The following is a 26,010-nucleotide window of genomic DNA, read 5'->3' as shown; positions in this document are numbered from 1 at the left end:
AACCCTTACACAGGTGCGGCGGAGCCGCATATCCGGCGTTCCCCTCTCATACGCTTGTTATAAAGGGGGGACGGGTTGTATGATCGTATCCGTACATAAATGGCTGGAGAGGACCAAGTTTCTCATTCTGTTCGTCACGCTTACATATATTCTGTACAGGGTGTTTGCCCTGTTTTCGGTTTGGGTCGAACCCGTTGACAAGTACCGTCATCCCAGCGGCACGTCGGTAAAAGTGTTCCAGCAGCACGCGATTCAGACCGAAGGCAGCGAGAGTATGGCGACGAGGCTCCGTTTGTTTTATTGGTATGGGGAATAAAGAGGAATTATCGGTTTTGTGACGAATGGTATAAAGACTTAAAACCGGCTAGCTTAGAAATGCCATGAAGGAGCAAGGAAACTTGAGAGAAGATCTGGAAGTATTCATGGACTATCTGGAACATGAGAAAGGCTTGTCCCGGAATACGCTTGAATCGTATGCTCGGGATCTGCAGCAGTATATAGAATTTCTGGAGCAGCAGAACATCCGGACGCTCGGAGAGACGAGCAAGGTGCATGTGGTCAGCTACATCTCCCGTCTCAAGCAGCTCGGCAGGGCTACGGCGACCCAGTCCCGGACGCTTGTTTCGATCCGTTCCTTGTACGGTTATATGATCCGCTGCGGCAGGATGGATTTCGATCCTACGCGCGATATCGAGAATCCGAAGCAGGAGAAGAAGCTGCCCCAGGTGCTCACCATGGACGAAATGGAGCGTCTGCTCGCGGCGCCTCAGACGGACACGAGCAACGGCATCCGGGACAAGGCCATGCTGGAAGTGTTGTATGCGACCGGCATCCGCGTATCGGAGCTGATCAGCCTGGATGTCGGCGACGTCAACACGAGCCTCGGCTTTGTCCGCTGCGTCGGAAGCGGGGCCAAAGAGCGGATTATTCCGCTCGGAAGCATGGCCGCCAAAGTGGTCGACGAGTATGTGTCCGCCTCGCGGCCGCAGCTGATGAAGGCGCACAAGCCGGAAACGGCCTTGTTCGTGAATCATCTCGGTACGCGCATGACACGCCAGGGCTTTTGGAAAATGTTGAAGCGTTACGCCGCGGACGCCGAAGTGGACAAGGACATTACGCCGCACACCTTGAGGCACTCCTTCGCCACGCATCTCTTGGAGAACGGGGCGGATCTGCGCTCTGTGCAGGAAATGCTGGGTCATGCCGATCTTTCGACTACACAGGTGTATACGCATGTGACGAAGTCGAAGATGAAGGAAGTTTACGACCGGACGCATCCGAGAGCGAAAATGACGTGAACGGTTACCCGGCCCCTTAAGGGGCTCTTCTTTTGGGCGGAATATGAAAATACTTTAACGCGTCAATGCGGCATTGGGTATTTTTGCATCCCGGAGGCAATAATGAGATAATGTCCATGCTGTTTTTGCCTTACATAAACATTTACGGGGCTTTTAACCCGCATTTGACAACCGGAGGGGGTTGTCCAAATGAACAACTTTATTCAAGAAATTCAAATAATCGGACACAATAAGAGAGGAAGTGTTCTTACATGAGCACAGAAAAACAACGCGTCAATGAAGCGGCGGCCTATATCGAGAAGAAGCTCGGCTTCCGTCCGACCATCGGTCTCATCCTCGGTTCCGGACTCGGCGTCCTGGCCGATCTTATCGAAGAAGCGGTCGTTATCGACTACAGCGATATCCCGCATTTCCCGGTTTCGACCGTGGAAGGTCATGCGAGCGAGCTTGTAGCCGGCACCATAAAGGGCAGACAAGTCGTCATGATGAAAGGCCGCTTCCATCAATATGAAGGCTACGGCGCGGAAACGGTCGCATTTCCGGTGCGCGTCATGAAAGAGCTGGGCGTTCAGACGCTCATCGTAACCAACGCGGCGGGCGGCGTGAACACGTCTTACGAAGTCGGCGATCTGATGGTGATCCAGGATCATATCAACTTCATGTTCCGCAATCCGCTCATCGGTCCTAACGACGACGAGCTCGGAGTTCGCTTCCCGGATATGTCGGAAGCTTACAGCAGGAGACTCGGCAAGCTTGCGCACAGCGTTGCCGAGAAACAGAACTTCTCGCTGCGCGAAGGGGTTTACCTCGGGCTTCTCGGCCCTACTTACGAAACGCCGGCGGAAATCCGCATGATCCGTACGCTCGGAGCGGACGCCGTCGGTATGTCGACCGTGCCGGAAGTGATCGTCGCACGTCATGCCGGCATCGAGGTGCTCGGTTTCTCCTGCATCTCGAATATGGCCGCGGGCATCCTGGACCAGCCGCTATCCCATCAGGAAGTGATGGAGACGACGGAGCGGGTCAAGCCGAAGTTTCTGCAGCTGGTTCTCGGCATTATCGAGGAGCTGTAGGCTTTACGCAAACGGCTTTGCTTGGGACCGTTGACGGTCCCAAGCGGCTTACGGATCAAAATATCACGGAATTGTCACAAATTATTCGAAGTTTGCCTCAGGAAAGGATTAGGCAATTTCCGTTATTTTAGGTACAATAATTAGGTAATTACGCGATGGGGGGATCTTCATGTACAAGTGGATCATGTTTGTACTATTTATCGGCGCGAGTGCTATGGGAGTGGGTTTCCTCTTTCAAGATATCAATGCCCGACAAGCGGAAAGAGCCGCGGAAGAAACAGCCGGCGCTTCTCTCAAAATTGCAGCATCCAACTGGAAATTCGATCAAGCGGAGTACAAAATTCCGAAAGGCCAGACCAAAGTCTCTCTCCTTATGAAAGAAGGCGTGCACGCCATCGACATTACGGGTGAAGGCATTGACGTTAAACTGGACGGAACGAACAAATCCCAGGAAGTGAACTTTGAGAAGCCGGGCAAATACGAAATTAAATGTATCCTGCCTTGCGGCGAAGGCCACAACGATATGAAGTCGGTACTGATAGTGGAATAAGAGTAGTCGGTTTGAAAAGGGGGCCCTGGAGGGCTCCTTTTTATTTGTCCGAGCGGAGGAAAGTTTTACAAAAATCTAGTAAAGCCGGTTAGCAAATAACAGCGATCAATAGTATACTAGTTAAATTAAGCTGTTTGTTACGAACTGCAAAAGGCCGGGTTATTCAGGTCTCTACGAAGTCGCATGCCCGTCAGGAAGCATGCGGCCTTTTTCAGCCGTGCCCTTTTTTGTTCGTTAAAGAAAAGTATCCGTAACTAGGGGGAGTAAGAGTGGCGCGAGCATGGCGTTTCAGTATCCGGTGGAAAATTATGTCCGGTTATCTGCTTATCTTGATCTGCCTGGCGGCCTCGATTTTTGCCGTAAACGGACGGATTGTCTCTTTGCAGAAAGAGATCGATTTTGTCACGGAACACGATATTCAGGTCCATGATTTGACGTCGGAGGTAGAAAAGCAGCTTCTCGACATGGAAACGGGGCAGCGGGGGTACGTCATTACCGGGGATGACCGTTACCTGGAGCCTTACGAGAAAGCGCAAGCTAATTGGTTGGCGGATTACGATACGCTTCACGGTCTTGTTGCCGACAATCCTTCCCAGCAGAAACGGCTGGAGGAGCTGCGGTCCGTTATCGAGAAATGGATCGCGGAAGCGGGACAGCCTGTCATTGCGTGGAAAAAGGCCGGCAATACACCGCAAATCCAGCAATATTTTCAAGAGGACCCCGGTAAAAAATATATGGATCGGATTCGTGTCATAATTGACACCTTCCGCAGTACGGAAACCCAATTGACCCTAGACCGGGTGGCTAATCTGGACGAGCGGAACAAGGATATGCGCAGCGCCCTGTACCTCATGATGCTCGGCGTGGCCGTTGTAGCCGTCGCGACTGCGATCCTGATCTCCCGGTCGATTCAGGGGACGATCCGTAAGGTAATTCGCGCCATCGACCACCTGGCTTCGTCGGACGGCGATCTTTCCGAACGGATCGAGGTCAAGTCACGCGATGAAATACGCGACCTCGGAGATGCGACGAACCGTCTGCTCGACAATGTGCAGAGGGAAACCGGGGAGAAAACGCAGGTGGCCGAGTTGACGACCGCTCTGCAGGGCTTTACGGACACGGCGGCTTTGTCCGGCATGTTCGTACGCAAAGTCGCGGAACTGTTCAACGCCCCGTACGGCGTGGTTTACATGCTTCAAACCGTGGAAGGGGAGTACGGCCTTCACCGGATGGCGGCGTACGCGTCCGATGACGGAAACGGGGAGCGTTCCCGCATGTTTAAACTGGGCGAAGGCCTCGTCGGACAATGCGCGGAGGAAAACCGGATGCTGGCCGTCGATCACCTGCCGGAAAACTACGTGACGGTCCGTTCCGGACTCGGAGAAGCGGCGCCGCGGCACATTCTGATTGCCCCGGCTTCATTCAAAGGTTCGGTTACGGCTGTGGTGGAATTTGCCTCCTTCGAACCGTTTACGGCTTCACAGCGCCAAGTGTTGAGAGAGCTTCTCACTTCGTTCGGCATCATACTCAACAGTGTGGGAAGCCGCATGGAAGTGGAGCGCCTTCTTCAGGAATCCAGAGTCATGGCGGAGGAACTTCAAGTCCAGTCCGAAGAGCTTCGCACCCAGACGGAAGAAATGCAAGTCACGAACGAAGAACTCGAAGCCCAGTACCGGGTATCGGAACAAAAAACGCTGGAGCTTGAGCAGGCGTCGCTGGAACTTCAAGCCAAGGCGGAGCAGGTCCAGCTGGCTTCCCAATACAAATCGGAATTTCTGGCGAATATGTCCCACGAACTGCGGACACCGCTGAACAGTATGCTGCTGCTGTCGCAGTTCCTCGCCGAAAATCAGAACAACACGCTGAGCGAAGAGGAACTTCAATATGCGGAGCTGATTCATAAGGCCGGCAACGATTTGCTCGCGCTCATCAACGACGTTCTCGATCTTTCCAAAGTCGAAGCGGGCAAGCTCGAAGTTAATTACGCACCGTTCAATTTGACGGAGCTGCCCGACAAAATGGAACATCTTTTCGGCAAAATGCTGGAGGACAAAGACGTTGCGTTCAAACGCAGCCTGGAGCCGGGACTGCCGGAGATCATCCAGACCGACGGACAGCGGCTGGAGCAAATCGTCAAGAATCTGCTGTCTAATGCGCTTAAATTTACGCATTACGGTGAGGTAACCCTGTCGCTGCGACGGGCGAAAGAGGACGAAGAGAATCACCTGCTGCCCGGCCTTGATTGGACGACGGCACTGGCGATATCCGTCCGGGATACGGGGATCGGCATCCCAAAGGACAAGCAGGAGCATGTCTTCGAGGCGTTCAGACAGGCTGACGGAGCGACGAGCCGGCAGTATGGAGGCACGGGGCTGGGGCTTTCCATTTCCCGCGACCTGGCCGGCCTGCTGAACGGCTGCATCCATCTGGCGAGCGAGGAAGGAGCGGGAAGCACCTTCACACTGTATATCTGCTGCCTGGACCGGGCGGATACGGCCGGCATGGAAGCGGCGTCCGCACTGGAAGCGGAGGCCTCCGCCCTGCCGGCGCCCGCGAAACCGAAGCGCGAAGCTTCCGGCCGAACCGGAACGGTAATCGCGGGGAAAACCGTGCTTATCGTGGATGACGATCCCCGCAACGTCACGGCGCTCAGCGCAGCGCTGGAAAGCAGGGGAATGCGCGTGCTGACGGCAGGCGACGGCATCGAATGTCTGGCGCTGATGGACCGTACGCCGAATATCGACGTCGTGCTGATGGACATCATGATGCCGGGGATGGACGGGTATGAGGCGATGACCCGCATCCGGGAACGCGCAGAGTGGGCGGATCTTCCGCTCATTGCCGTCACGGCCAAAGCGATGAAGAACGACCGGGATAAATGTATCGAAGCCGGTGCTTCCGACTATATCTCCAAGCCGGTAGATTTGAATCAGCTGATCTCTCTGCTGAATGTATGGTTGAACGAAAACTGAAAATTCGTTACGGATGAAGAGCGCGGCCGAGGAGCCCGCTCTTTTTTTCTTGAAGTCTTTTGTTCGGATAGGGAATCTCTGGAATATTTTTGCCCGGTTCCGTCAAGACTGCTTAATGAAATTCCCGGTTTACTTACTAGCCACCCAGTTTGTGAATCGTATGTCTAATTGTTGAGCAGGAGGGGTAGAAGACGATGTGGAAGAAAATGAGCTGTGCGGTTCTGGCGCTGAGTCTGCTGCTGTCCGCAGCCGGACCGGCCGTATGGGCTAAGGAGGAGAAGCCTCAGCAGGTTGATCTCACTCCCAGTGCGCAATCGGCAGTTCTAATGGATGCGGATTCTGGCGAAATTATTGTGAACAAAAACATGGATACCAAGCTTCCGCCGGCCAGTATCACGAAAATTATGACCATGCTTCTCATCATGGAAGCCGTAGAGAGCGGAAAAATCAAGATGACGGATAAGGTAAGCACCAGTGAATATGCGGCGTCGATGGGCGGCTCGCAGATTTTCCTGGAGCCCGGCGAAGAGATGAGCGTTGAAGAAATGCTCAAGGGTATCGCGATGGCTTCGGGGAACGATGCGTCCGTGGCGATGGCCGAGAAGCTGGCGGGCTCGGAGGAAAACTTCGTCGCGATGATGAATGAGCGCGCCAAGCAGCTCGGAATGAACAACACCCATTTCTCGAACTGCAACGGACTGCCGACGGAAAATCATTATACCTCCGCGCGCGATATCGCGATTATGTCGCGGGAACTTCTCAAACATACCGGCATCACGAAGTTTACCGGCAGCTATCAGGACCATCTGCGGAAAGATTCCGCGAAACCTTTCTGGCTCGTCAATACAAACAAGCTCGTCCGTTTCTATTCGGGAGCCGACGGCTTGAAGACCGGCTATACGAGCGAAGCGAAGTTCTGCTTGTCGGCAACCGCCGCCCGCGACGGGTTTCGCGTGATTGCCGTCGTGCTCGGAGAACCGAACACGAAGACCCGCAATGCAGAAGTGACGAAGCTGTTCGACTACGCGTTTGCCCAGTACAGCAATTTCCCGATTTTCAAAGCCGGAGACGCCCTGGGAGAGCTTAAGATCAGCAAGGGCGATGTCGCTTCGGTGCCACTGACCGCAACGCGTTCTTACAGCATTCTGATGAAAAAGGGCGAAAGCAAAGAAGGAATCCGCCACGAGCTCCAGCTCAATCAGGATCTGAAGCCGCCGATCGCCAAAGGGCAGCCTATCGGCAAAATCGTGGTGTACAAGAACAACGAAGTGCTGACGGAGTACCCGATCGAGTCTCCCGCCGATGTCAAAAAAGCCGGCTGGTGGACCCTGATGAAGCGGTCGGCGCGCAGTCTGTTCGGCGGAGAACAAAGTCGCATTTTCCCGCTTCCGAAGAGCTTTTGGCGCTTTTCTTCTAGTTTTGTCAGCAGGCAGGAAATGCCAAAGGGATTGTAGAACTTGTGAGTCATGTGGGAAGGAGTGACATGGCACATGAGTTTGCAAATCGAATTTGAGCACAGAAGTAAAGCGCTGGTCGTTCGTCTGAAAGGGGAACTGGATCACCATACGGCCGATGTGGTCAAAACCCGCATGGAAGATGCCATTTTCCGGCAGGATACCAAGCACCTCATTTTGAGTCTGAAGGATCTTTCCTTCATGGACAGCTCGGGTCTGGGTGTCATTCTCGGGCGCTACAAGCAGATTACGGGCAAGGGCGGCCGTATGGTGGTTTGCGACATCTCGCCTGAAGTTTACCGCTTGTTCGAGTTATCGGGTATGTTCAAGATCATAACGATTGAAGACAACGAGAGATCCGCTATCTCCAGTCTGGAGGTCGCGTTATGAGCGAATCGAATTTCATGAAGCTCCAATTCGCCAGCAAGTCCGAGAATGAAGCTTTCGCGCGTGTCGCCGTTGCTTCGTTTATCTCCCAGCTCGATCCGACCATGAACGAGTTGACGGATATCAAGACCGTCATTTCGGAGGCGGTAACGAACTGCATTATCCACGGCTATGACAATAAACCCGACGGAGTCGTAACGATCATGACGGAAATCGTGGACGATGAGGTCTATATCACGGTGGAAGACAACGGAGCGGGTATCGAAGATCTGGAAGAAGCCAAGCAGCCGCTGTATACATCCAAGCCGGAGCTGGAAAGGTCCGGAATGGGATTTACCATTATGGAAAACTTTATGGATGAGGTCGACGTGGTTACCGAAGTCGGTACCGGCACCCGCATCCGGATGAAGAAAAGAATTGAATCCAAAAAAGCTTTGGTAAACTAGGGGTTTGATACGATGGATGTCGATTTGAAAGGTTCCTCGCACAGTTTCCTGGATGACAGTGAAGTCAAGCGTTTGATCGCACTCAGCCAATCGGGAGATTCGCTCGCCCGGGAACGGCTGGTTAACTCTAACATCCGGCTCGTCTGGTCCGTCGTTCAGCGTTTTCTGAACCGCGGCTACGAAGCCGAGGATTTGTTTCAAATCGGCTGCATCGGACTGCTCAAATCGGTGGACAAGTTCGATTTGTCCTACGATGTGAAATTTTCGACCTATGCGGTTCCGATGATTATCGGAGAGATCCAGCGGTTTCTCCGTGATGACGGAACGCTGAAAGTCAGCCGATCGCTTAAAGAACTGGCCAGCAAAATCCGCAAGACCAAGGACGAGCTCTCCAAAGGCATGAACCGCCTTCCGACGATCAAGGAGGTCGCGGATGCGCTGGGGATTACGCCGGAGGAAGTCGTCTTCGCCCAGGAGGCGAGTAAGCCGCTCTCCTCGATCCATGAAACGGTTTTTGAGAACGATGGGGACCCCATCACCCTGATGGACCAGATCGCCGACGAAACCCAGGATAAATGGTTCGAGAAGCTGGCTCTTAACGAAGCCATCGGCGCTCTAAACGAACGGGAGCGGCTGATCGTGTATCTCCGGTATTTCCGGGATCAGACTCAGTCGGAGGTCGCCAGCAGGCTCGGTATTTCACAGGTCCAGGTATCCAGGCTGGAGAAAAAAATCTTGCAATCCATAAAAGACCAGATCGCTCAATAGCGTTCTGGTCTTTTTACTTTTTGCCGGAGCGGACGCGAAAAAATCCACGAATCGTCCGCCCGCCGGGAGCTGAAACGTTTCGTGGACCTGTCCCCGATTTCCCTCCGGAGAAGGGCCGGGGGAAATGCCCGGCTAGCGTACGGACGCATCGTCCCGGAAGAAGAACGAAAGGCTGTAAATGCCCGCCAATCCGACCAATGTATAAATGATACGGCTGAAGGCGGAAGAGGTGCGGTGCACTTCGCCGCCGAAAATCGCGGATACCAGATCCCACTCGAAGATACCTACGAGGAGCCAGTTCAGCGCGCCTACGATAATCAGGGTAAGAGCAATTCGAGACATGGGTGTTCACCACCTGTTTGAAAGTTGAAAAAACTTGTTCGTTCCTAATGTTCCACGGCGGGAATTTTTTATTCATGGCGGGATTTTAAACGGGGAAATCATCGCGTACAAAGTTTGGGAACTGTTCCTTGGATGATTTTGCCGAATACGCCGCATACTACTGGCAAAAGGATGTTTTTGGGGGGATGAGGGTTGAATCAAACCGCAGACGCCTGTCTCTATATCCGCTTGCGCCGCAGAATACGGGTACCCGCACGGGAACCGGTCACCTTGGGGAGGGTCGCCCAGATGATCGTCGAGCCCGCGTACGAAAGCACGCTTCGGGGGCTTGTTCTGGTCCAACCGAAAGTCAAAGACGGCAACCGTATTCTGATCGATATGCTCAGCATCGTGGCGGCTGTCAAAAACGTGCACCCTAATTTGCAGATTGAACATTTCGGCGAGCCGCATACGCTCGTGGAGATCGACTCCGGTACTCGTAAACCTAATCTATTGTTTCTCGCGGCGGTTTGGGTTCTGCTTTTTATCGGGTCGGGCCTTACGATTATGAATTTTCATGCGGACGTCAGCATGCTGGAGGTGCATCAGCGGGTGTATGAGCTTGTAACCGGCAAAAAGACCGAGCATCCGCTGTTTCTGCAAATTCCGTATTCGCTTGGTATCGGAATCGGCATGGCGGTCTTTTTTAATCATTTTTTCAAGAAAAAATTCAACGAAGAGCCGAGCCCGCTCGAAGTCGAGATGTTTACCTATCAGGAAAATATCGACCGTTATACGATTGCCGAGGAATACCAGTCTTTAAACCGCGAGAAGCGAGAGTCTTCCCCATGATCACGCTGCTGGGCTGGTCTGCTGCGGTCGTGACAGGACTTGCCGGAGGTATCGCGGTCGGAAGCGGGATGGTGGCTTTCCTGCTAGTGCTGGATATCATACCGCGGCTGCTTCAGGTAAGCCGGGCTCAAAACCGCATCCGCAGCTGCGAGATCGCGGTCATTGCGGGTTCGCTGGTTTTTACCGTGATGGATTTCTTTAACTGGACGTTGTCCGTTCCTGTCTGGTGGACCGGTGTTTTCGGGTTGTTTGCGGGAGCGTTTATAGGCATGCTGTCCGCGGCCCTGACGGAAATCATCAATGTCCTGCCGGTTCTCGCCAAACGGGTGGGCATGACGTCTTATATGGTATGGCTGCTCATGGCCATGATCGCAGGCAAGGTTCTGGGCTCCTTGTTCGAATGGTTTATTTATTGAGGCTGAGGAGGAGTATGCATGAAGAAGTTGATCGGTAAGATGATGGTGAAAGATAAAGACCACAGGCATGGGGGGGCGGGGGGAGTTTCCGGTTCCGGCGCCGACGCCGATGACAGATCTAAAGCACCCGCCCTCCAGATCGATGAGGAAGGCAACGTTTTTGCCGCTCCGGAGATGGAGGAGAATACTCCATCGGGTACGGAGCTGAACGAAGACGCGGGGAATACTGGGCGTGAGGATCAGCTGCAAAGCCGGGCGAATGCCCCGCAAGAGACTCCGGAAAAAGAAGAGCCCGGACGGGCAAGGCAGGAACCGGCGCAAAGAGCCGGAAAACCGGACGAATCCCGGCGTGAAACAGGAGACGACGCAGCCGACGCCGGATTACGAACCGGAACCCGTGACGACTCATCAGGCGGCGCTGCCCGATCCGGGAAAGGGTCCGCGGCAAGAAAAGGCTTCCGGGCAGCCGGACTGCGATCCCCGGAAGAATCCCAGCAAGAATCCCAGGGCCGTGAAAGCGGAAGCAAGGAGCAGGACCGTTCCGCGGGCTTGATGGAAGAAGACGCTTTCGGGATCAAGAAGCTGTTGCGGGATGGGAACAAGGGGCCAATTCAAGCTTCTTTCTCCCGGAAGCGCTCGGCTTCGGATCAAGGCGGCGGGGAACAGCGGGCGAACGCCGAAGACCATAGCGCCGCGGCAGATGTCAGACGCAGCGAGAGCACCGGGCAGCAGAAGCAGGCTTCCGGCGGCAAGGGGGATAAACAAGGCCAGAAAGGCAAGGGGCCGTCGAATGGCGATGAATCGAAGCCGGTGGACGACCCGATCCCGCTCTCGATGCAGGAAGTCAAGGATATGCTGGAAGAGCGTTCGGGCCTGGGGACATCGTTTGACCTTGTGCTGCGTGAGATGGTGTTCGGCTCGATCCGGGTCGGCTTTTACTACGTAAACGGACTGGCCAAAGACCAGGTTCTCACGATGGTCCTGGACCGGCTAAGTTACGCGGATCACGCTGCGATGGAGCAAAATCCGGCCGAGAGCCTCAAAGAATATCTCATTCCGCACATCCAAGTGTCGCCGTACCAGACGATGAAAGAAGTCATCGGCCAGGTTATGGCCGGGGCGACCGGTGTTTTTATCGAAGGCGAAAAGACGGCGCTCGCCATCGACGCCAAAAACTTCCCCGTCCGTTCGACAGAAGAGCCTGACCTCGAGCGAGTCGTGCGCGGCTCCAGGGACGGATTCGTGGAAACGCTGATGACGAACGTGGCGCTTGTGAGAAGAAGGGTGCGCGATCCGAAACTGCGGGCCGAAATTATGCAGGTGGGGAAGCGGACCAGCACCGATATCTGCATCGGTTATATCGAAGATATCGCGAATCCGAAGCTGGTTGAGGCCATTCGTGACAAAGTCAAGAGCGTGGAACTTGACGGAATTCCGCTGGCCGAGAAACAGTTGGAGGAAGCGATCGTAGCGAAAGGCTGGAACCCGTATCCGCTGGTTCGCTACACGGAGAGGCCTGACGTGGCTGCCGCCCATCTGCTGGAGGGACACGTTATCTTGATGTCCGATACTTCGCCGAGTGTCATGATCATGCCGTCGACGTTCTTCCATCATCTCCAGCATGCGGAAGAGTACCGGCAGCTTCCGATTATCGGTTCCTATCTGCGCTGGGTCCGTTTTCTGGGGATATTGGCGTCGTTGTTTCTTCTGCCGCTTTGGTATCTGATGGTACTGGAACCCGGTCTCAAACCGACCGGCCTGGAGTTTATCGGACCGCAGCATCCGGGCCAAATTCCGGTTCTCATCCAGTTTCTTCTGGCCGAACTCGGGATCGATCTGATGCGGATGGCTTCGGTCCATACGCCGACGCCTTTATCCGTTGCGATGGGGCTGGTCGCGGCTATTCTCATCGGAGACATTGCCGTTAAAACGGGGCTGTTCACGAATGAAATTATATTCTACATTTCAATCGCGACGATCGGCATGTTCGCCACCCCCAGCTACGAGCTGAGTTTAGCCAACCGGATCGTCCGGCTTATCCTGCTGTTTTCAGTGGCGCTCTTCAAAGTTCCGGGTTTGGTCATCGCGACTACGGTATGGCTGATGTTCCTGTCCCTCCAGCGTTCGCACACGGCTCCGTACATGTGGCCTTTCCTTCCGTTCAATGCGATGGGGCTGATGAACATCTTGTTCCGTCTGCCGGTTCTGAAGAACAAAACAAGGCTCAGCATCACGCGTTCCAAAGACGGAACCCGTCAGCCTGCGCCCGAATGACAGCGCGTCCTATCCGGCTTGTCTCCTTCTGCGAAAGTTGTATTGTCAGCTAAGTGACATTGTGTTACTTTAGTTAATAATGTAATAGAGAAACAAGACGGAAGCAGTCATGGATACGGATAACGAAGAGGGGAAACGGACGATGCATCTTCATGGAACAAGCCGAGTTAATGCTCTAGGCCATTTGGAAGTCGGCGGTGTGGATACCACGGAACTGGCCGCCCGCTATGGAACACCGTTATATGTTGTGGATGAGGCGCTCGTTCGCAGACGCTGCCGCGAGTTTGTCGATGCTTTTCAGGCGTCCGGGTTAAAATTTCAGGTTGCTTACGCAAGCAAAGCGTTCTGTGTCATGGCGATGTGCCGCATCATAGCTGAAGAAGGACTATCCTTGGATGTCGTATCCGACGGGGAATTGTTTACGGCGCTGCAGGCGGGTTTTCCTCCCGAGCGCATTCACTTCCACGGCAACAACAAAACGCCGGCCGAGATCGAAATGGCGCTTGACGCCGGAATCGGCTGTTTCGTGGTCGACAATTTCACGGAGCTCCGCATGCTGGATGCGATTGCGGGCTCGAAAGGCAAGCGCGTACCGATTCTGCTGAGAATAACACCGGGCGTCGAAGCCCATACGCACGAATATATTTCCACCGGCCAAATCGATTCGAAATTCGGATTCGACCTTGGGAACGGGGCCGCTTTCGAAGCGGTCCAAGAATCCGCCGCGGCGAATCATCTGCTTCTGCTCGGCGTTCATTCCCATATCGGATCGCAAATTTTCGAGGTCGAAGGTTTCCGGGTGGCAGCCGAGAAGGTGGCCCAGTTCGCCTCGCAGGTACGGGATGAACTGAACGTGGTTTTCTCGGTCATCAATCTGGGCGGCGGCTTCGGAATCCGCTATGTGGAAGGCGACACGCCTCTGCCGATGTCGACCTATGTCGAAGCGATCGCGGAAGCGGTCAAAACCCGCTTCGAGGCCGTTTCTTATCCAATGCCGGAGATCTGGATCGAACCCGGCCGGAGTATCGTCGGCGATGCCGGAACGACTTTGTACACCGTAGGAACGCACAAGGATATTCCGGGCGTTCGCAAATATGTTTCCGTTGACGGGGGCATGACGGATAATCCACGTCCGGCCCTATACCAGTCCCAGTACGAAGCGATGCTGGCGAACCGGGCTTCGGAACCGTCTCAGGAAACGGTCTCCATCGCGGGCAAGTGCTGCGAAAGCGGCGATATGCTGATCTGGGACGTGGAGCTTCCTCTCGTGCAGACGGGAGATATACTGGCCGTTGCCAGTACGGGAGCGTACAATTACTCCATGGCCAGCAACTACAACCGGATTCGCAGACCCGCCGTCGTTTTCGTAAAAGACGGAATGGCCGACATGGCGGTCAAACGCGAAACGTACGAAGATCTGGTCCGCAACGATGTCGTGCCGGAACGGATGAAACAAATTCAGTCGGTCCGCTGATTTCAGAGTTTCAGGATGATTTCCCGGAAACGGCTGACAAGCCGGAGGGCTGCCTCCGGCTTGTTTATTTGTACATCCATCCAATATGGAGTACAATGAGAGTGATTGCTTTCACAATCATGAACCCCGCAATCTAAGCAGCAACCGATACATAAAAGGAGAGTGTCCCACATGGCAAAACAAGCGAAAATCACAATGGCAGGCGGCGGCGAAGTGCTGATCGACCTCTTTGAAAAGGATGCCCCGAACACGGTGGCAAACTTCGAGAAACTGGCTAATTCCGGTTTCTACAACGGACTTAATTTCCACCGCGTTATCCCGGGCTTCGTAGCCCAAGGCGGCTGCCCTCAAGGCACCGGCACCGGCGGTCCCGGATACACGATCGACTGCGAAATCAACCCGAACAAGCATGAGCGCGGCACGCTTGCTATGGCACACGCCGGCCGCAATACAGGTGGCAGCCAGTTCTACATCTGCTACCAGCCGCAGCCGCATCTTGACGGCCAGCACACGGTTTTCGGCAAAGTAACCAAAGGTATGGAATATGTGGACGCATTCAAAGGCCGCGACACGATGGAGAAAGTTGAAATCGTAGAAGTTTAATGGCCTCCCCCAAAAAGCCCCTGGACAACTGCTGTAACAAGCGGCTGGTCAGGGGCTTTTCAGGATCAGGGCATCGCGGCGTATTTCCGCGTACGCAACGTCCAGCAGGGAATCTACACCGGCTTTATCGAGTTCGTCCCAGAGGCGCGCTTTATCCCATTTGCTGACTGCCAATCCTTCATCGAGTACATGGCCGCGCACAATAACGGGAATCGCGTCAGATTTGCAAGGATAGAGGTTTGCGAGGCCGACAGCCGCCGTATTTTTGGCCGTCTTTAGGCCCTTTCGGGAAAAGTCTGAGTTCCTTTTCATCTATTTTGGCTTCCCTTTCGTATAAGACGATCGTCCGGGTTTTCCCGGTACTAGCTTGAGTATCGGGATGGCTGAATACCCTTCTGTCCCTCGCTGTCATCTCCATTTAGGTGGGGCACATATCTTTCCTTCATTTGAGACCCGTTCCGCGTTCATTCCGCGTTTATTACGCATTCGTTTCGCATGACATCCCAATGACAGACCTTATCCAGCCTTTCCCCGATTTGGCCCTGCTTATACTGTTTTCCGACCGGACTAGTCAATTTGACACTTGCAATTTGGAAATGACAGTGGTACTATTCAGTCAACAATCGAATAAGATTGAATCAATCCTTCGGGGCGGGGTGAAAGTCCCTACCGGCGGTGTTGCCGCAGTACCGGTTATCTGGTCTGCAGCTCAGTCCGTGACCCGGTTTGTCTGTTTTTAAGCGCTCGAACGCAGGACAACCGGCTGACTTGGTGAAAGTCCGAGACCGACAGTTAAAGTCTGGATGGGAGAAGGAGAACGAAACGATTCAGTCTGCATACGCAGCTTTACCTGCATTCGCGCAGAAAGGGCTTTTTTAGGTACATACGCGGCCTGGTTTGGCCGGCTTATTTGTGCTCTGAAGTTCATTTGCAGAGACGAGACCGGACGGTGAGCCGTCGCGGCCTTAACTTATGCATCTTTCCACTGCCGTTATTTCCGATAACGTCCTTTCTGCAAGCAAGATCCGAATGTCCGGTAACAGCATGTTTCTTTGGCATACCTGCCGGAGAATCCCGTATCCGTCCTCATTGAGGGGTCGGAGGTACTTTCCCGTACCCGCAGACTGGCTTCACGCGCGTTCTTGCTATTCCAACCAACCGCCCTTGTCCGAAACGGACAGGGGCTTTTTCAGGTTCAACATTTTGGCCGAAACGGGAGAGACTAGAAACAGGCGACAAGACGGCTGGGACAGGACGACAGGGCATCATAACAGGACATCATAACGCCAAGAGGTAAGGACGTTAGGACGAGTGCGGCATCAAGATGCCAGGACGTTAGGACGCCAAAGCCGGCAAACTTGACGGATGCTTACACAAGAAGAACCTGTCTTGGGCCCCTCCCTGAAAGAAAGGAGACCGCTCATGCTTCACCCTCTGCAGGACGAAACTTACATGCGCTTGGCGCTGCAAATGGCCCAGGCGGCGCTCGGACAGACGGGCATCAATCCCGTCGTCGGCTGCGTCGTCGTCAAGGACGGCCGCATTGTCGGCATGGGCGCCCATTTGAAGCGGGGCGAGGGCCACGCGGAAGTGCTCGCGCTGCAGATGGCCGGCCGCGAAGCCGAAGGCGCCACGGCTTACGTCACGCTGGAGCCGTGCAGCCATTACGGCAAGACGCCCCCGTGCAGCGACCGGCTCATCGAGAGCGGCATCCGCCGGGTCGTCGTCGCATCCGTAGACCCGAACCCGCTTGTGGCGGGATCGGGAATCGCGAGACTGCGGAGCCGGGGCATCGACGTGGAAGCCGGTCTGCTCGCGGACGAGGCGAACGCCTTGAACGAGGCGTTCGGCAAGTTCATCGTGACGCGCCTGCCCTTCGTCACGATGAAATCCGCGAGCACGCTCGACGGCAAGATCGCCGCCAAAACCGGCGACAGCAAGTGGATCACCGGCGCGCCCGCCCGCGAGCTCGTCCACGCGATGCGGCACCGCCACGCCGCGATCATGGTCGGCATCGGCACTGTGCTTGCCGATGATCCCGAGCTGACCACCCGGCTGTCCGTGCCGGCGCTCCACCCGCTGCGAATCGTAGTCGATTCGCAGCTCCGGACGCCGCTGTCCGCGCGGGTGCTGCGGCAGCAGGATGAGCGGCCGACGCTCATCCTGACCACCGACGGCGCCGATCCCGCCAAGCGCGAAGCGCTTGAAGCCCTCGGCGCCGAAGTGCTGGCGTGCGGCAGCGGCCCGCACGTCGATCTTCCGCTCGCGATGCGGCTGCTGGGCGAGCGGGAGGTGCCCTCCGTCCTCCTGGAAGGCGGAGGACGGCTCAGCGGGGCGATGCTGGAGAACCGCCTGGTGGACAAGGCGGTGCTGTTTTTCGCCCCGAAATGGATCGGCGGCGGGCCGGAGGCGCCGGACAACGCGGCGTTCGCCGGATTCGGCCGCATGAGCGAGGCGATCCGGCTGGCGCGGATGACCGTCGAGACCGTCGGCGAAGACGTCTGTCTCACGGGTTACCCGCAGTACGCCGAGAAGGAGGCTTCATCATGTTTACCGGATTAATCGAAGAAATCGGCGTGATGCGCCGCATACACAAGCAGGGCCAGGCGATGGTCCTGACCCTCGGCGCCGGCCTGGTGCTGGAAGATGTAAAGCTCGGCGACAGTATAGCCGTCAACGGCGTCTGTCTGACCGTCGTCGCCTATGACAAGGAGACCTTTTCCGTCGATGTCATGCCGGAGACGTACCGCAAAACGAACCTGGCCTCGCTTCAGACGGGAGCGCGCGTCAACCTGGAACGGGCGATGCCGGCGAACGGCCGTTTCGGCGGCCATCTCGTGCAGGGCCACGTGGACGGGACCGCCCGAATCCGGGCGAGAACTCCCGAGGAGAATGCGGTCGTCTACCGGCTGGAGCCGGACGACGATGCTATCCTCCGCTACATGATCGCGGGCGGTTCCATCACGATCGATGGAATCTCGCTTACACTTATAGACGTGACTGACAGCGCGTTTGCCGTTTCGATCATTCCGCACACCCTGTCCCAAACGATTCTGCAGGACAAACAACCCGGTGACAGCGTGAATATCGAATGCGACGTGCTTGGGAAATATATAGAAAAGCTGCTCCGCACAGGTTCGGGCGGGAGGACTCCTTCCCGCGCCGGGCAGGGCGGGCTGACCGAGAAGTTTCTGGCGGAGAACGGATTTTTCTGACGGCAAGCCGGACGATATTTTTTTGAAGGAGGGAACACAATGACAGAGACAGAAACCTATTCGTTTCATTCGATCGAAGAAGCGGTCAACGACCTGGCCGCAGGGAAAATCATTATTGTCGTGGACGACGAGGACCGCGAGAACGAAGGCGATTTTATCGCTCTGGCCGACAAAACGACGCCCGAGGTTATCAATTTCATGATCAAGGAAGGCCGCGGACTCGTCTGCGCCCCGATCACGGAGGAACGGGCGCAGGAACTGGACCTGCCTCCCATGGTATCCCGGAATACCGATTATCACGGGACGGCTTTTACAGTGTCTGTCGATCATGCGGAGACGACGACGGGGATATCCGCCCACGAGCGCTCCCTGACGATCCGGGCTCTCATTGATCCGGAAGCGAAGCCGCTTCATTTCCGCAGGCCGGGGCACATATTTCCTCTCATTGCGAAAAAAGGCGGCGTCCTGCGCCGCGCGGGCCATACGGAGGCGGCCGTCGACCTGGCCCGCATGAGCGGTTCGTATCCCGCGGCGGTTATTTGCGAGGTGATCAAGGAAGACGGGACGATGGCGCGGGTTCCGGATCTGATGGAAGTCGCCCGCACTCACGGGCTGAAGATCATTACGATCAAAGACCTTATCCATTACCGCAGCGAAAAGGAGAACCTGGTCAAACGCGAAGTGGAGGCGAAGCTGCCGACGGATTTCGGCACGTTCCAGGCCATCGCGTATACAAACCAGTTGGATGAGAAGGAGCATGTCGCGCTTGTCAAAGGGGAGATAGACGCCTCGGTCCCGACGCTGGTGCGTGTACATTCCGAGTGTCTGACGGGGGATGTGTTCCACTCCCACCGCTGCGACTGCGGTCCCCAGCTTGCTGCCGCTCTGCAGCAGATAAACGACGCGGGAGCGGGCGTGCTGCTTTATATGCGCCAGGAAGGGCGCGGCATCGGACTTATCAACAAGCTTAAGGCTTACGTCCTGCAGGAAGAAGGCCTCGATACGGTCGAAGCGAACGTGAAGCTGGGATTCGCTCCCGATCTGCGCGACTACGGAGTAGGGGCCCAGATTCTGAAAGATCTTGGAATCCGTCAAATTCGCCTGCTTACGAACAATCCTCGCAAGATCAAAGGTTTGGAAGGCTATGGACTGGAGGTCGTCGAAAGAGTCGCGATCCAGATGCCGCATAATGAAGATAATGCCAGATATCTGCATACCAAGCAGGAAAAGCTCGGTCATTTGCTCCAATTTGATCCAAACTGATGCTTTTTTCTAAAAATCTCTTTTTATCTGCGTCATCAATTTGTATACTAGAAGGAGTCGGTTATTGTGGTAAAAAATTATGAAGGTCATCTGATTTCCCAAGGACAAAGATACGGCATCGTTGTGGGCCGTTTCAATGAATTCATTACGTCCAAGCTGCTGGGCGGAGCGCTCGACGCGCTGAAGCGCCACGGAGTGGAAGATACCGAAGTCGAAGTCGCCTGGGTACCGGGCGCATTCGAAATTCCTCTGATTGCACAAAAACTGGCGGAAACCGGCAAATACGACGCCGTCATTACGCTGGGAACCGTTATTCGCGGCTCTACGCCTCACTTTGATTATGTTTGCAACGAAGTGGCCAAGGGCGTTTCCGCCATTTCATTAAAAACGGGTGTTCCGGTTATTTTCGGAGTCTTGACGACCGACTCCATCGAACAGGCGGTTGAACGGGCCGGTACGAAAGCGGGCAACAAAGGCTGGGATGCCGCCGTTACCGCGATAGAAATGGCTAATCTTACGAAGCAGCTGCAGGGCTGACCGCGGTTTTTAAGCTCGCGCCTCCCTACAGCGCTTAGCAAGCGATTCGGAGCCCCGGCCACTTAGGACGGGGATCTTTTTTTGGGAGAGCAGATTCATGAAAATGCTGTATAAACTTGAAGCGTTCGAAGGGCCGCTCGACCTGCTGCTTCACTTGATCGATAAGTCCGAGGTCGATATTTACAATATCCCGATCAAGGACATTACGGAGCAGTACATGGAATATGTCCAGGCCATGCATGAGCTGGAGCTGGAAGTGACGAGCGAATTTCTGGTCATGGCCGCCACGTTGCTGGCGATCAAGAGCAAAATGCTGCTGCCGAAGCCTCCCGTACTCGATCTGGACTTCGATTATTACGAAGAGGACGACTTCGATCCTCGGGCCGAACTCGTGCAGAAGCTGATCGAATACCGCAAGTACAAAGCGATTGCCGATCTGCTGCGCGACAAGGAAGTGGAGCGGAGCCTCGTGTTCACGCGCGAGCCAGAGGACTTGACCCCCTACGTACCCCAGGTGCAGGAGAATCCCGTTAAAGGGCTGGACGTCAATGACTTGATGCTGGCCTTCCAGCGGACGCTCCGAAAGATGGTGCACCGCAACCAGGTCACCAAAATCCGCCGGGACGAAATATCCGTTAAGGACCGGATCACGGATCTGGTGGAGCTTCTGCGCAATAAAGGCGGACGGCTCCTGTTCTCGAAGCTTTTCGAAAAGCAGTGCAGCCGCGAGGAAATCGTGGTCACGTTTTTGGCAATATTGGAACTGATGAAGATGAAAAAGATTCAATGCTTTCAGCACCGGCTGTTTGAAGACATCGTCATTCAGGCCAAAGAGGGAGAGTTGACGGATGGACTTTCAACAGATGAAATCGATTATTGAAGGACTGCTTTTCGTGGCGGGAGACGAGGGTCTGGACAAGAAACAGCTCGCCGAAATTCTGGAGACGGACGCGCACATCGTCACCGAGCTTATCGAAGAGCTCCAGGAAGATCTGCGCCGCGGAGGCAGGGGCATTCAGATTACGAGGGTAGCCGGTGCCTACCAGATGACGACGGTTCCGGAACATGCGCCTTATTTCGAACGGCTGGCCTATTCTCCTTCCCGTTCCTCTTTATCGCAGGCCGCGCTTGAAACGTTGTCTATCATCGCTTACAAACAGCCGATCACACGGGTGGAGATCGAGGAAATCCGTGGGGTCAAATCCGAACGGGCCCTTCATACGCTTATGGCGAAGGAGCTCATTGTGGAAACGGGGCGCGCGGAAGCGATCGGACGGCCGATTTTATACGGAACGTCGAAGCCTTTCCTGGAATACTTCGGCCTCAGTTCGATCGACGATTTGCCGGAGTCACCGGCTTTTGTGGGCGATTTCGATCTTGAGGAAGAGACGAAGCTTCTTTTTGACAAATTGAACGGGGACGAAACCGACCAGCTTACTTTCGAAGATTTGGGACGGGAGCTGCTGGACGAGCTGGATACAAGGAATGCCGGTTTGTCCGCGGACAACGGGGAGGACTTGACGTTCTTGGAAAATGACGGTGAGAAGCCCGCCTCTATTCGGGAACCGGACGACTTTGCGTCATCGGAACCGAACGATTGGGATTTTCCAGAAGTGCCGGAACTGCCGGAACGGCCTGAAGGGCTTGTCAAAGGTCCGGACGTATCCGACAAAGAATAAGCAAAAGAGAAGCGTCTTGGCTTGCTGTATGCAAGCGGGGCGCTTTTTTTGGTTGGAACCGATGCCCGGATCTCTCAAAATGTTTGAATGATCTGGATGGAGCGGGTGATACTAGGAAGGTCGGTTTGCCGGAGGAGGGTGCTTGTGTTAATCGGGGGAATAATAACCGCCATCTTGCTTGTATTGGTCCTGGCGGCCGTCCTGGCCATGCTCAGCTCCGTTCAGCTTACGCTTTACTGGAACCGGGTCGGGGAAAATGACGAAATGTACGTTCAGGTCCGTGCGTTGTACGGCTGGATTAAATACCGTTTTAATGTGCCGGCCATGCAGTTCAACAATCTGGTTGACGGACTGACGCTAAAAATCAATCAAACCGATCAGAATAAGATGGATATCACTAAAAAAAGCAAAAGCAGGATCGATAAAGCATATATTAAGGCTTTTTATCGAGAAGGAAAAGATCTGCTGCGGCATACGCAGGGGCTAAACGCCTGGTTTAAGCAGACCATGAGCGCCTTTCGCTGCACGGAGCTGAAATGGAGCACGGGAGTCGGGGCCGGCGACGCGGTACAGACCGCTATACTGGCCGGTACCGTATGGACTCTAAAATCGGCGGTTGTCGGGCTGCTGACGAAATATGTGCCGCTGTCCGCCGTTCCGAAACTGGCTGTGAATCCTCAGTATAACCGCACCGCTTTTCAAATCCAGTTTGTGTGTGTGATTCAGGCTAAAGCGGGGGCACTCGGTCTTTCCGGGTGCAGACTGATCTACAGGATTTTCAGGACGCCCGGAGGAATGCGCGCCTGGTTCAAGCTCCTGCGTCAAGTCATTCCCGGAGACAGAACGCGCGCCAAAAGGCCGGAGCCGGCCTCGACGTAAAACCGGCACGGGCTTAGGGCGGTTTACATACGAAGATCATTCCCGGGGCAACCTATCGGATGCAGACCTAACACTCCTTCAAGCATGGAACTTCCGCTTTGAAGGAACCAAAGGAGGAGACTTCATTGACCGATCATCCGATTCAAGGGCTGATGAAAACAGCCATGGAAAACATCAAGCAAATGGTGGATGTGAACACCATTGTCGGCGATCCGGTAGAAACGCCGGACGGCAGCGTCATTATGCCGATCAGTAAAGTCGGGTTCGGTTTCGCGGCAGGCGGCAGCGAATTCACGACGGAAACTCTTCCGGAAGTGGGGAGCCGTGGCGGTCTTGAGAAAGCGGCCGTGGAAATGCCTTTCGGCGGCGGAAGCGGCGGCGGCGTCTCCATTACCCCGATTGCGTTTCTTGTCGTAGGCAAACATGGCGTCAGGATTGTGCCGCTTGATAATCAGACTCATCTGATTGAGCGTCTCATCGACTCCGCTCCGCAAATCGTGGACCGTGTGCAGTCTATGATCAAACAGGGCGGCAGCGCTTCGGGCCTTGGCGGTTCGGGTACTTCGAACATTAATATTGAAGCGGATACCATCAAAATGTAACTTCCTCTCCCGTCATGCGAAAAGCCCGGAATCGGATAAAACCGATTTCGGGCTTTTTTGCCGTTTTGGCAGGTGTGACGGATTTCCGTTGTCAGGGCAGGAAAATCATGTAGCGGAAATAAAGATACAACTGCGAAATAACCAGAGAAACGAGAGTAACGGGCGCTCCGATTTTAAGAAACTCCCAATAGCTGAATCCTTTGCCTTCTTTAGCGGCAATGCCCGCTACAATGACATTGGCGGAAGCGCCGATCAGAGTCCCGTTGCCTCCAAGACATGCTCCCAGGGCGAGAGACCACCAGAGCGTATTGACCTCCATGGAATCGGCGGGAAGCTGCATGTTCACGGCCATATCTTTAATAAGAGGGATCATGGTGGCGACGAAAGGGATGTTGTCGATGGTGGCGGACGCTATCCCCGATCCCCACAAAATGAGCGGTGCCGCGAGCTTCACGTCCCCTCCCGTAACGTTCAGCACCTGCTGAGCCAGACTTTTGATGATGCCGACTTCCTGCAAGGCACCGACCAGGGCGAACAAACCGGCGAAGAAGAAAATAGTGACCCATTCGACGGAATCAAACGCCTCTTCGACCTCTTTTTCCTTTAATCCGAAAAGCATCAGAAGCACGGCGCCCGTGATGGCTACGACTGCCGCTTCCACATGAATGACGGAATGAAGCACGAATCCGATAATGGTCAGCCCGAGAATAATCAGCGATTTTTTCATGAGGACGGGATCTTGTATATAGGCTTTTTCGTCCAGATTCATCAGTTTTTCTTTGTGTTCGGAACTGGTTTTAAGCTGCTTTCTGTAAATGACACGCAGCATCGCCAGCGTTGCGATAAGGATGAGAACGGTCACCGGCGCAAGATTGCTCAGAAAAGCGTTAAACGTGAGATGCGGATTGGCCGACCCGATCATAATGTTGGGCGGATCTCCGATCAGAGTAGCGGTCCCTCCGATATTGGAAGCGATGATCTCGGAGATGAGAAAAGGCACCGGGTTAATGTTCAGCATCCGGGTGATTGACAGAGTGACCGGTACGACCAGAAGCACGGTCGTTACGTTATCGAGCATGGCCGAGCCGGTTGCGGTCAGAAGGGATAAGAAGATGAGAATGCGCATCGGATCTCCCTTGGCCAATTTTGCCGCGCGTACGGCTACATACTGGAACACGCCGGTTTTGTTGGTGATGCCGACAAGAATCATCATGCCCACCAATAGAGCGATGGTTCCCCATTCGATGTACTCCGTGTACACCTTATGGACGTCTACGATACCTGAAATGACCATGATAGCGGCCCCGAGCAGGGCGACGACGGCGCGGTTTTTTTTCTCCGAAATGATGACGGCGTACGTTGCCAGAAAAACGATAAGTGCGATCCAGACTTGACTCATAAGGTGATCTCTCCTTCTTGTTAGAGGCCTTGTTAGCGGTTTTCAAGCGTTCCCCGCGTCTGTGCGTTCAAGGGGATTCAGAGTGCTGCACGGCTGGCCCGCCGAACGGACGCAGAGGAAAAAAACGCAAAAAGGAGCCTGTGATGACAGGCTCCTCCGGTAATCTCCGTATTCAGTTGCTTGGTGTTCCTGGCCGTTTCTTAAACAATCCTAAAGAAGTATACCGGAGAACCGGGAGTTTGTAAAGAACCGCCCGCGGTCAGACAAGCGGGTCATAAGCGGGCGGGTCAAGCATATACTTGTACAAAGTTCCCTGTATGGAAGACAAGTCTTGACCCGGATGCGAGGGGCAATGGGAGGAAGGACATATGAGCAAGCGGATATGGGTATCCGGTATGCTGGCGTTTTTGTGCATGCTGAACGTGCTGGGTACAGCGGCCTTGGCGGCGGAACCCCCGGCGATAGGAACGAATGCGGAGGCCGCGGCCCTCGTCGACGTGAAATCGGGCAGAGTTCTTTACTCGAAGAGGGGAGACAGGCCGATGAGGATAGCGAGCCTGACTAAAATCATGACGGCGATCGTGGCCATCGAGGAGAGCAAGCTGACGGACATTGTCAAAGTGAGCACCCGCGCCGCCGGAAAAGAAGGCTCGTCCTTGTACCTGAAGGCGGGGCAGGAAATGAGCCTGAAGCATATGCTCTACGGGCTGATGCTCCGTTCCGGCAACGATGCCGCGACGGCTATAGCCGAACATGTAGGCGGCAGCGTGGAAGGTTTTGCCGTGATGATGAACCGGAAAGCCGAACAGATCGGTCTCGATCACTCGAATTTCACGAACCCGTCGGGATTGGACGAGAGTGCCGATCATTATTCCAGCGCCAACGATTTGGCGAAGCTGGCGGCCTACAGCCTGAAAAATCCGACTTTCCAGGAAATTGTCCAGACGAAAATGATCAAAGTGCCGAACCCGAACGAATCGTGGGAATACACCTGGTTTAACAAAAACAAAATGCTGGGCCTTTTCGACGGTGCCGACGGAGTTAAAACCGGCTATACGAAGCTGGCCAAACGCTGTCTGGTTTCTTCGGCCACTCGGAACGGCCAGCAGTTGGTCGTCGTGACCTTAAACGACGGCGATGACTGGGCGGACCATACCCGGCTGCTGCGATGGGGGTATGAGCATTACCCGCTGGTTCCTCTGCTGAAAAAGGGCCAGGCGGTAGAAGGGACGCCTTATGTGGCGGAGAGAGAGTTCTCGTACCCGCTGCTCTCCGTGGAAAAAGACCGCGTCACCTCCGAACCGGAGTCGTTTCCGCTGGAATCGCTGGACGCGCGTCTCGGCGAAAAAGGGACTCTCCGGCTTAAGCTGGATGACCGCCTGATCGGAACCGTGCCGCTAGTGGATCCGGCAAGCCCGAGGCTGAAAGCGGCCGACAAGGCGGCGTTCGGTTTTCAGGCTACCGATGCGGATGTAACCGCATGGAACGCATGGAGTCTCTCGCTGCGCAAAGCCATCCGGGCGATGCTTTCACCCGGCGTGTAAGCAA

Annotated in this window: 25 protein-coding genes, 1 pseudogene and 1 riboswitch; of the genes and pseudogenes, 23 read left to right on the top strand and 3 right to left on the bottom strand. The window is 54.9% G+C overall.

Going from position 1 to position 26,010, the window contains the following annotated elements; translation table 11 throughout:
- The first annotated feature begins 79 nt into the window (after positions 1-79).
- From PCH01S_RS09090 to sigF, 9 genes are all read left to right on the top strand, one after another.
- The gene (locus tag PCH01S_RS09090; protein ID WP_042228562.1) at positions 80-316 is read left to right on the top strand and encodes a DUF4227 family protein; all 237 of its coding nucleotides are present in this window, start codon (positions 80-82) and stop codon (positions 314-316) included.
- An 82-nt stretch (positions 317-398) separates the two neighbouring features.
- The gene (xerD, locus tag PCH01S_RS09085; RefSeq protein ID WP_042228559.1) at positions 399-1,298 is read left to right on the top strand and encodes a site-specific tyrosine recombinase XerD; all 900 of its coding nucleotides are present in this window, start codon (positions 399-401) and stop codon (positions 1,296-1,298) included.
- Positions 1,299-1,549: 251 nt separating this feature from the next.
- Positions 1,550-2,371, top strand: coding sequence for a purine-nucleoside phosphorylase (locus PCH01S_RS09080; protein WP_042228557.1), 822 nt, complete (start codon positions 1,550-1,552; stop codon positions 2,369-2,371).
- Positions 2,372-2,540: 169 nt separating this feature from the next.
- A complete protein-coding gene (locus tag PCH01S_RS09075) occupies positions 2,541-2,921 on the top strand; it encodes a cupredoxin domain-containing protein (protein ID WP_042228555.1) in 381 nt (126 codons plus the stop codon).
- Positions 2,922-3,190: 269 nt separating this feature from the next.
- The gene (locus PCH01S_RS09070; RefSeq protein WP_241688842.1) at positions 3,191-5,893 is read left to right on the top strand and encodes a CHASE3 domain-containing protein; all 2,703 of its coding nucleotides are present in this window, start codon (positions 3,191-3,193) and stop codon (positions 5,891-5,893) included.
- A 194-nt stretch (positions 5,894-6,087) separates the two neighbouring features.
- Positions 6,088-7,347 (top strand): D-alanyl-D-alanine carboxypeptidase family protein, encoded by a 1,260-nt coding sequence (locus tag PCH01S_RS09065; protein ID WP_272509712.1) that lies wholly within the window; start codon positions 6,088-6,090, stop codon positions 7,345-7,347.
- Positions 7,348-7,383: 36 nt separating this feature from the next.
- Positions 7,384-7,737, top strand: a complete 354-nt coding sequence (spoIIAA, locus tag PCH01S_RS09060) for an anti-sigma F factor antagonist (protein ID WP_042228554.1) — start codon at positions 7,384-7,386, stop codon at positions 7,735-7,737.
- On the top strand, positions 7,734-8,180 hold the full coding sequence (spoIIAB, locus tag PCH01S_RS09055) for an anti-sigma F factor (RefSeq protein WP_042228552.1): 447 nt from the start codon (positions 7,734-7,736) through the stop codon (positions 8,178-8,180). Before spoIIAA ends, spoIIAB begins: the two co-directional genes overlap by 4 nt.
- Positions 8,181-8,192: 12 nt before the next feature.
- Positions 8,193-8,948 carry an RNA polymerase sporulation sigma factor SigF gene (gene sigF / locus PCH01S_RS09050; RefSeq protein ID WP_009674438.1) on the top strand — a complete coding sequence of 252 codons (756 nt, stop codon included), beginning with the start codon at positions 8,193-8,195 and terminating at the stop codon, positions 8,946-8,948.
- 132 nt (positions 8,949-9,080) lie between these two features.
- Here sigF and PCH01S_RS09045 read toward each other — a convergent pair whose 3' ends face one another.
- Positions 9,081-9,290 (bottom strand): DUF378 domain-containing protein, encoded by a 210-nt coding sequence (locus tag PCH01S_RS09045; RefSeq protein WP_042228551.1) that lies wholly within the window; start codon positions 9,288-9,290, stop codon positions 9,081-9,083.
- Positions 9,291-9,482: 192 nt separating this feature from the next.
- Here PCH01S_RS09045 and PCH01S_RS09040 point away from each other — a divergent pair, with 192 nt between their 5' ends.
- The 5 genes from PCH01S_RS09040 (at position 9,483) to PCH01S_RS09020 (ending at position 14,888) form a co-directional block, all read left to right on the top strand.
- On the top strand, positions 9,483-10,121 hold the full coding sequence (locus PCH01S_RS09040; protein WP_164977119.1) for a stage V sporulation protein AA: 639 nt from the start codon (positions 9,483-9,485) through the stop codon (positions 10,119-10,121).
- Entirely contained in the window at positions 10,118-10,537 is a 420-nt protein-coding gene (locus PCH01S_RS09035; RefSeq protein WP_042228548.1) for a stage V sporulation protein AB, read from the top strand. The genes PCH01S_RS09040 and PCH01S_RS09035 overlap by 4 nt, the downstream gene beginning before the upstream one ends.
- Before the next feature lie 18 nt (positions 10,538-10,555).
- Positions 10,556-12,811 carry a spore germination protein gene (locus PCH01S_RS09030; RefSeq protein WP_042228547.1) on the top strand — a complete coding sequence of 752 codons (2,256 nt, stop codon included), beginning with the start codon at positions 10,556-10,558 and terminating at the stop codon, positions 12,809-12,811.
- 142 nt (positions 12,812-12,953) lie between these two features.
- On the top strand, positions 12,954-14,285 hold the full coding sequence (gene lysA, locus PCH01S_RS09025) for a diaminopimelate decarboxylase (protein ID WP_042228891.1): 1,332 nt from the start codon (positions 12,954-12,956) through the stop codon (positions 14,283-14,285).
- A 171-nt stretch (positions 14,286-14,456) separates the two neighbouring features.
- On the top strand, positions 14,457-14,888 hold the full coding sequence (locus PCH01S_RS09020; protein ID WP_009674443.1) for a peptidylprolyl isomerase: 432 nt from the start codon (positions 14,457-14,459) through the stop codon (positions 14,886-14,888).
- Positions 14,889-14,936: 48 nt separating this feature from the next.
- Here the strand turns inward: PCH01S_RS09020 and PCH01S_RS09015 are convergent, their stop codons facing one another.
- Positions 14,937-15,200, bottom strand: a complete 264-nt coding sequence (locus PCH01S_RS09015; protein ID WP_042228545.1) for a hypothetical protein — start codon at positions 15,198-15,200, stop codon at positions 14,937-14,939.
- A gap of 326 nt (positions 15,201-15,526) precedes the next feature.
- Positions 15,527-15,707, top strand: a riboswitch (FMN riboswitch).
- A 603-nt stretch (positions 15,708-16,310) separates the two neighbouring features.
- Between PCH01S_RS09015 and ribD the strand changes: the two genes are divergently transcribed.
- The 8 genes and pseudogenes from ribD to ytfJ all read left to right on the top strand — a co-directional run bounded on the left by ribD (position 16,311) and on the right by ytfJ (position 23,063).
- A complete protein-coding gene (gene ribD, locus PCH01S_RS09010) occupies positions 16,311-17,450 on the top strand; it encodes a bifunctional diaminohydroxyphosphoribosylaminopyrimidine deaminase/5-amino-6-(5-phosphoribosylamino)uracil reductase RibD (protein WP_042228543.1) in 1,140 nt (379 codons plus the stop codon).
- Complete coding sequence (gene ribE / locus PCH01S_RS09005) at positions 17,435-18,103, top strand: riboflavin synthase (RefSeq protein ID WP_042228542.1); 669 nt, start codon at positions 17,435-17,437, stop codon at positions 18,101-18,103. The genes ribD and ribE overlap by 16 nt, the downstream gene beginning before the upstream one ends.
- 39 nt (positions 18,104-18,142) lie before the next feature.
- The gene (locus PCH01S_RS09000; RefSeq protein ID WP_042228540.1) at positions 18,143-19,366 is read left to right on the top strand and encodes a bifunctional 3,4-dihydroxy-2-butanone-4-phosphate synthase/GTP cyclohydrolase II; all 1,224 of its coding nucleotides are present in this window, start codon (positions 18,143-18,145) and stop codon (positions 19,364-19,366) included.
- A gap of 66 nt (positions 19,367-19,432) precedes the next feature.
- The gene (gene ribH, locus PCH01S_RS08995; protein ID WP_009674421.1) at positions 19,433-19,903 is read left to right on the top strand and encodes a 6,7-dimethyl-8-ribityllumazine synthase; all 471 of its coding nucleotides are present in this window, start codon (positions 19,433-19,435) and stop codon (positions 19,901-19,903) included.
- A gap of 97 nt (positions 19,904-20,000) precedes the next feature.
- Positions 20,001-20,783 (top strand): segregation and condensation protein A, encoded by a 783-nt coding sequence (locus PCH01S_RS08990; RefSeq protein ID WP_042228538.1) that lies wholly within the window; start codon positions 20,001-20,003, stop codon positions 20,781-20,783.
- Positions 20,752-21,354 (top strand): annotated as a pseudogene (scpB, locus tag PCH01S_RS08985) (SMC-Scp complex subunit ScpB); the annotation flags it as partial. The gene PCH01S_RS08990 and the pseudogene scpB, both read left to right, overlap by 32 nt.
- A 372-nt stretch (positions 21,355-21,726) precedes the next feature.
- The gene (locus tag PCH01S_RS08980) at positions 21,727-22,461 is read left to right on the top strand and encodes a DUF2953 domain-containing protein (RefSeq protein WP_042228534.1); all 735 of its coding nucleotides are present in this window, start codon (positions 21,727-21,729) and stop codon (positions 22,459-22,461) included.
- A gap of 125 nt (positions 22,462-22,586) precedes the next feature.
- A complete protein-coding gene (ytfJ, locus tag PCH01S_RS08975) occupies positions 22,587-23,063 on the top strand; it encodes a GerW family sporulation protein (protein ID WP_042228524.1) in 477 nt (158 codons plus the stop codon).
- Positions 23,064-23,154: 91 nt separating this feature from the next.
- On the opposite strand, the gene PCH01S_RS08970 is transcribed toward ytfJ, so the two are convergent.
- The gene (locus PCH01S_RS08970; RefSeq protein ID WP_042228522.1) at positions 23,155-24,462 is read right to left on the bottom strand and encodes an ArsB/NhaD family transporter; all 1,308 of its coding nucleotides are present in this window, start codon (positions 24,460-24,462) and stop codon (positions 23,155-23,157) included.
- A 368-nt stretch (positions 24,463-24,830) separates the two neighbouring features.
- On the opposite strand from PCH01S_RS08970, the gene PCH01S_RS08965 reads away from it, so the two are divergent.
- Entirely contained in the window at positions 24,831-26,006 is a 1,176-nt protein-coding gene (locus PCH01S_RS08965; protein ID WP_042228519.1) for a D-alanyl-D-alanine carboxypeptidase family protein, read from the top strand.
- Positions 26,007-26,010 lie beyond the last annotated feature (4 nt).

Source organism: Paenibacillus chitinolyticus NBRC 15660, assembly GCF_000739915.1.
Taxonomy (GTDB): Bacteria; Bacillota; Bacilli; order Paenibacillales; family NBRC-103111; genus Paenibacillus_F; species Paenibacillus_F chitinolyticus.
This window is presented reverse-complemented; position numbering and strand designations above follow the sequence as displayed.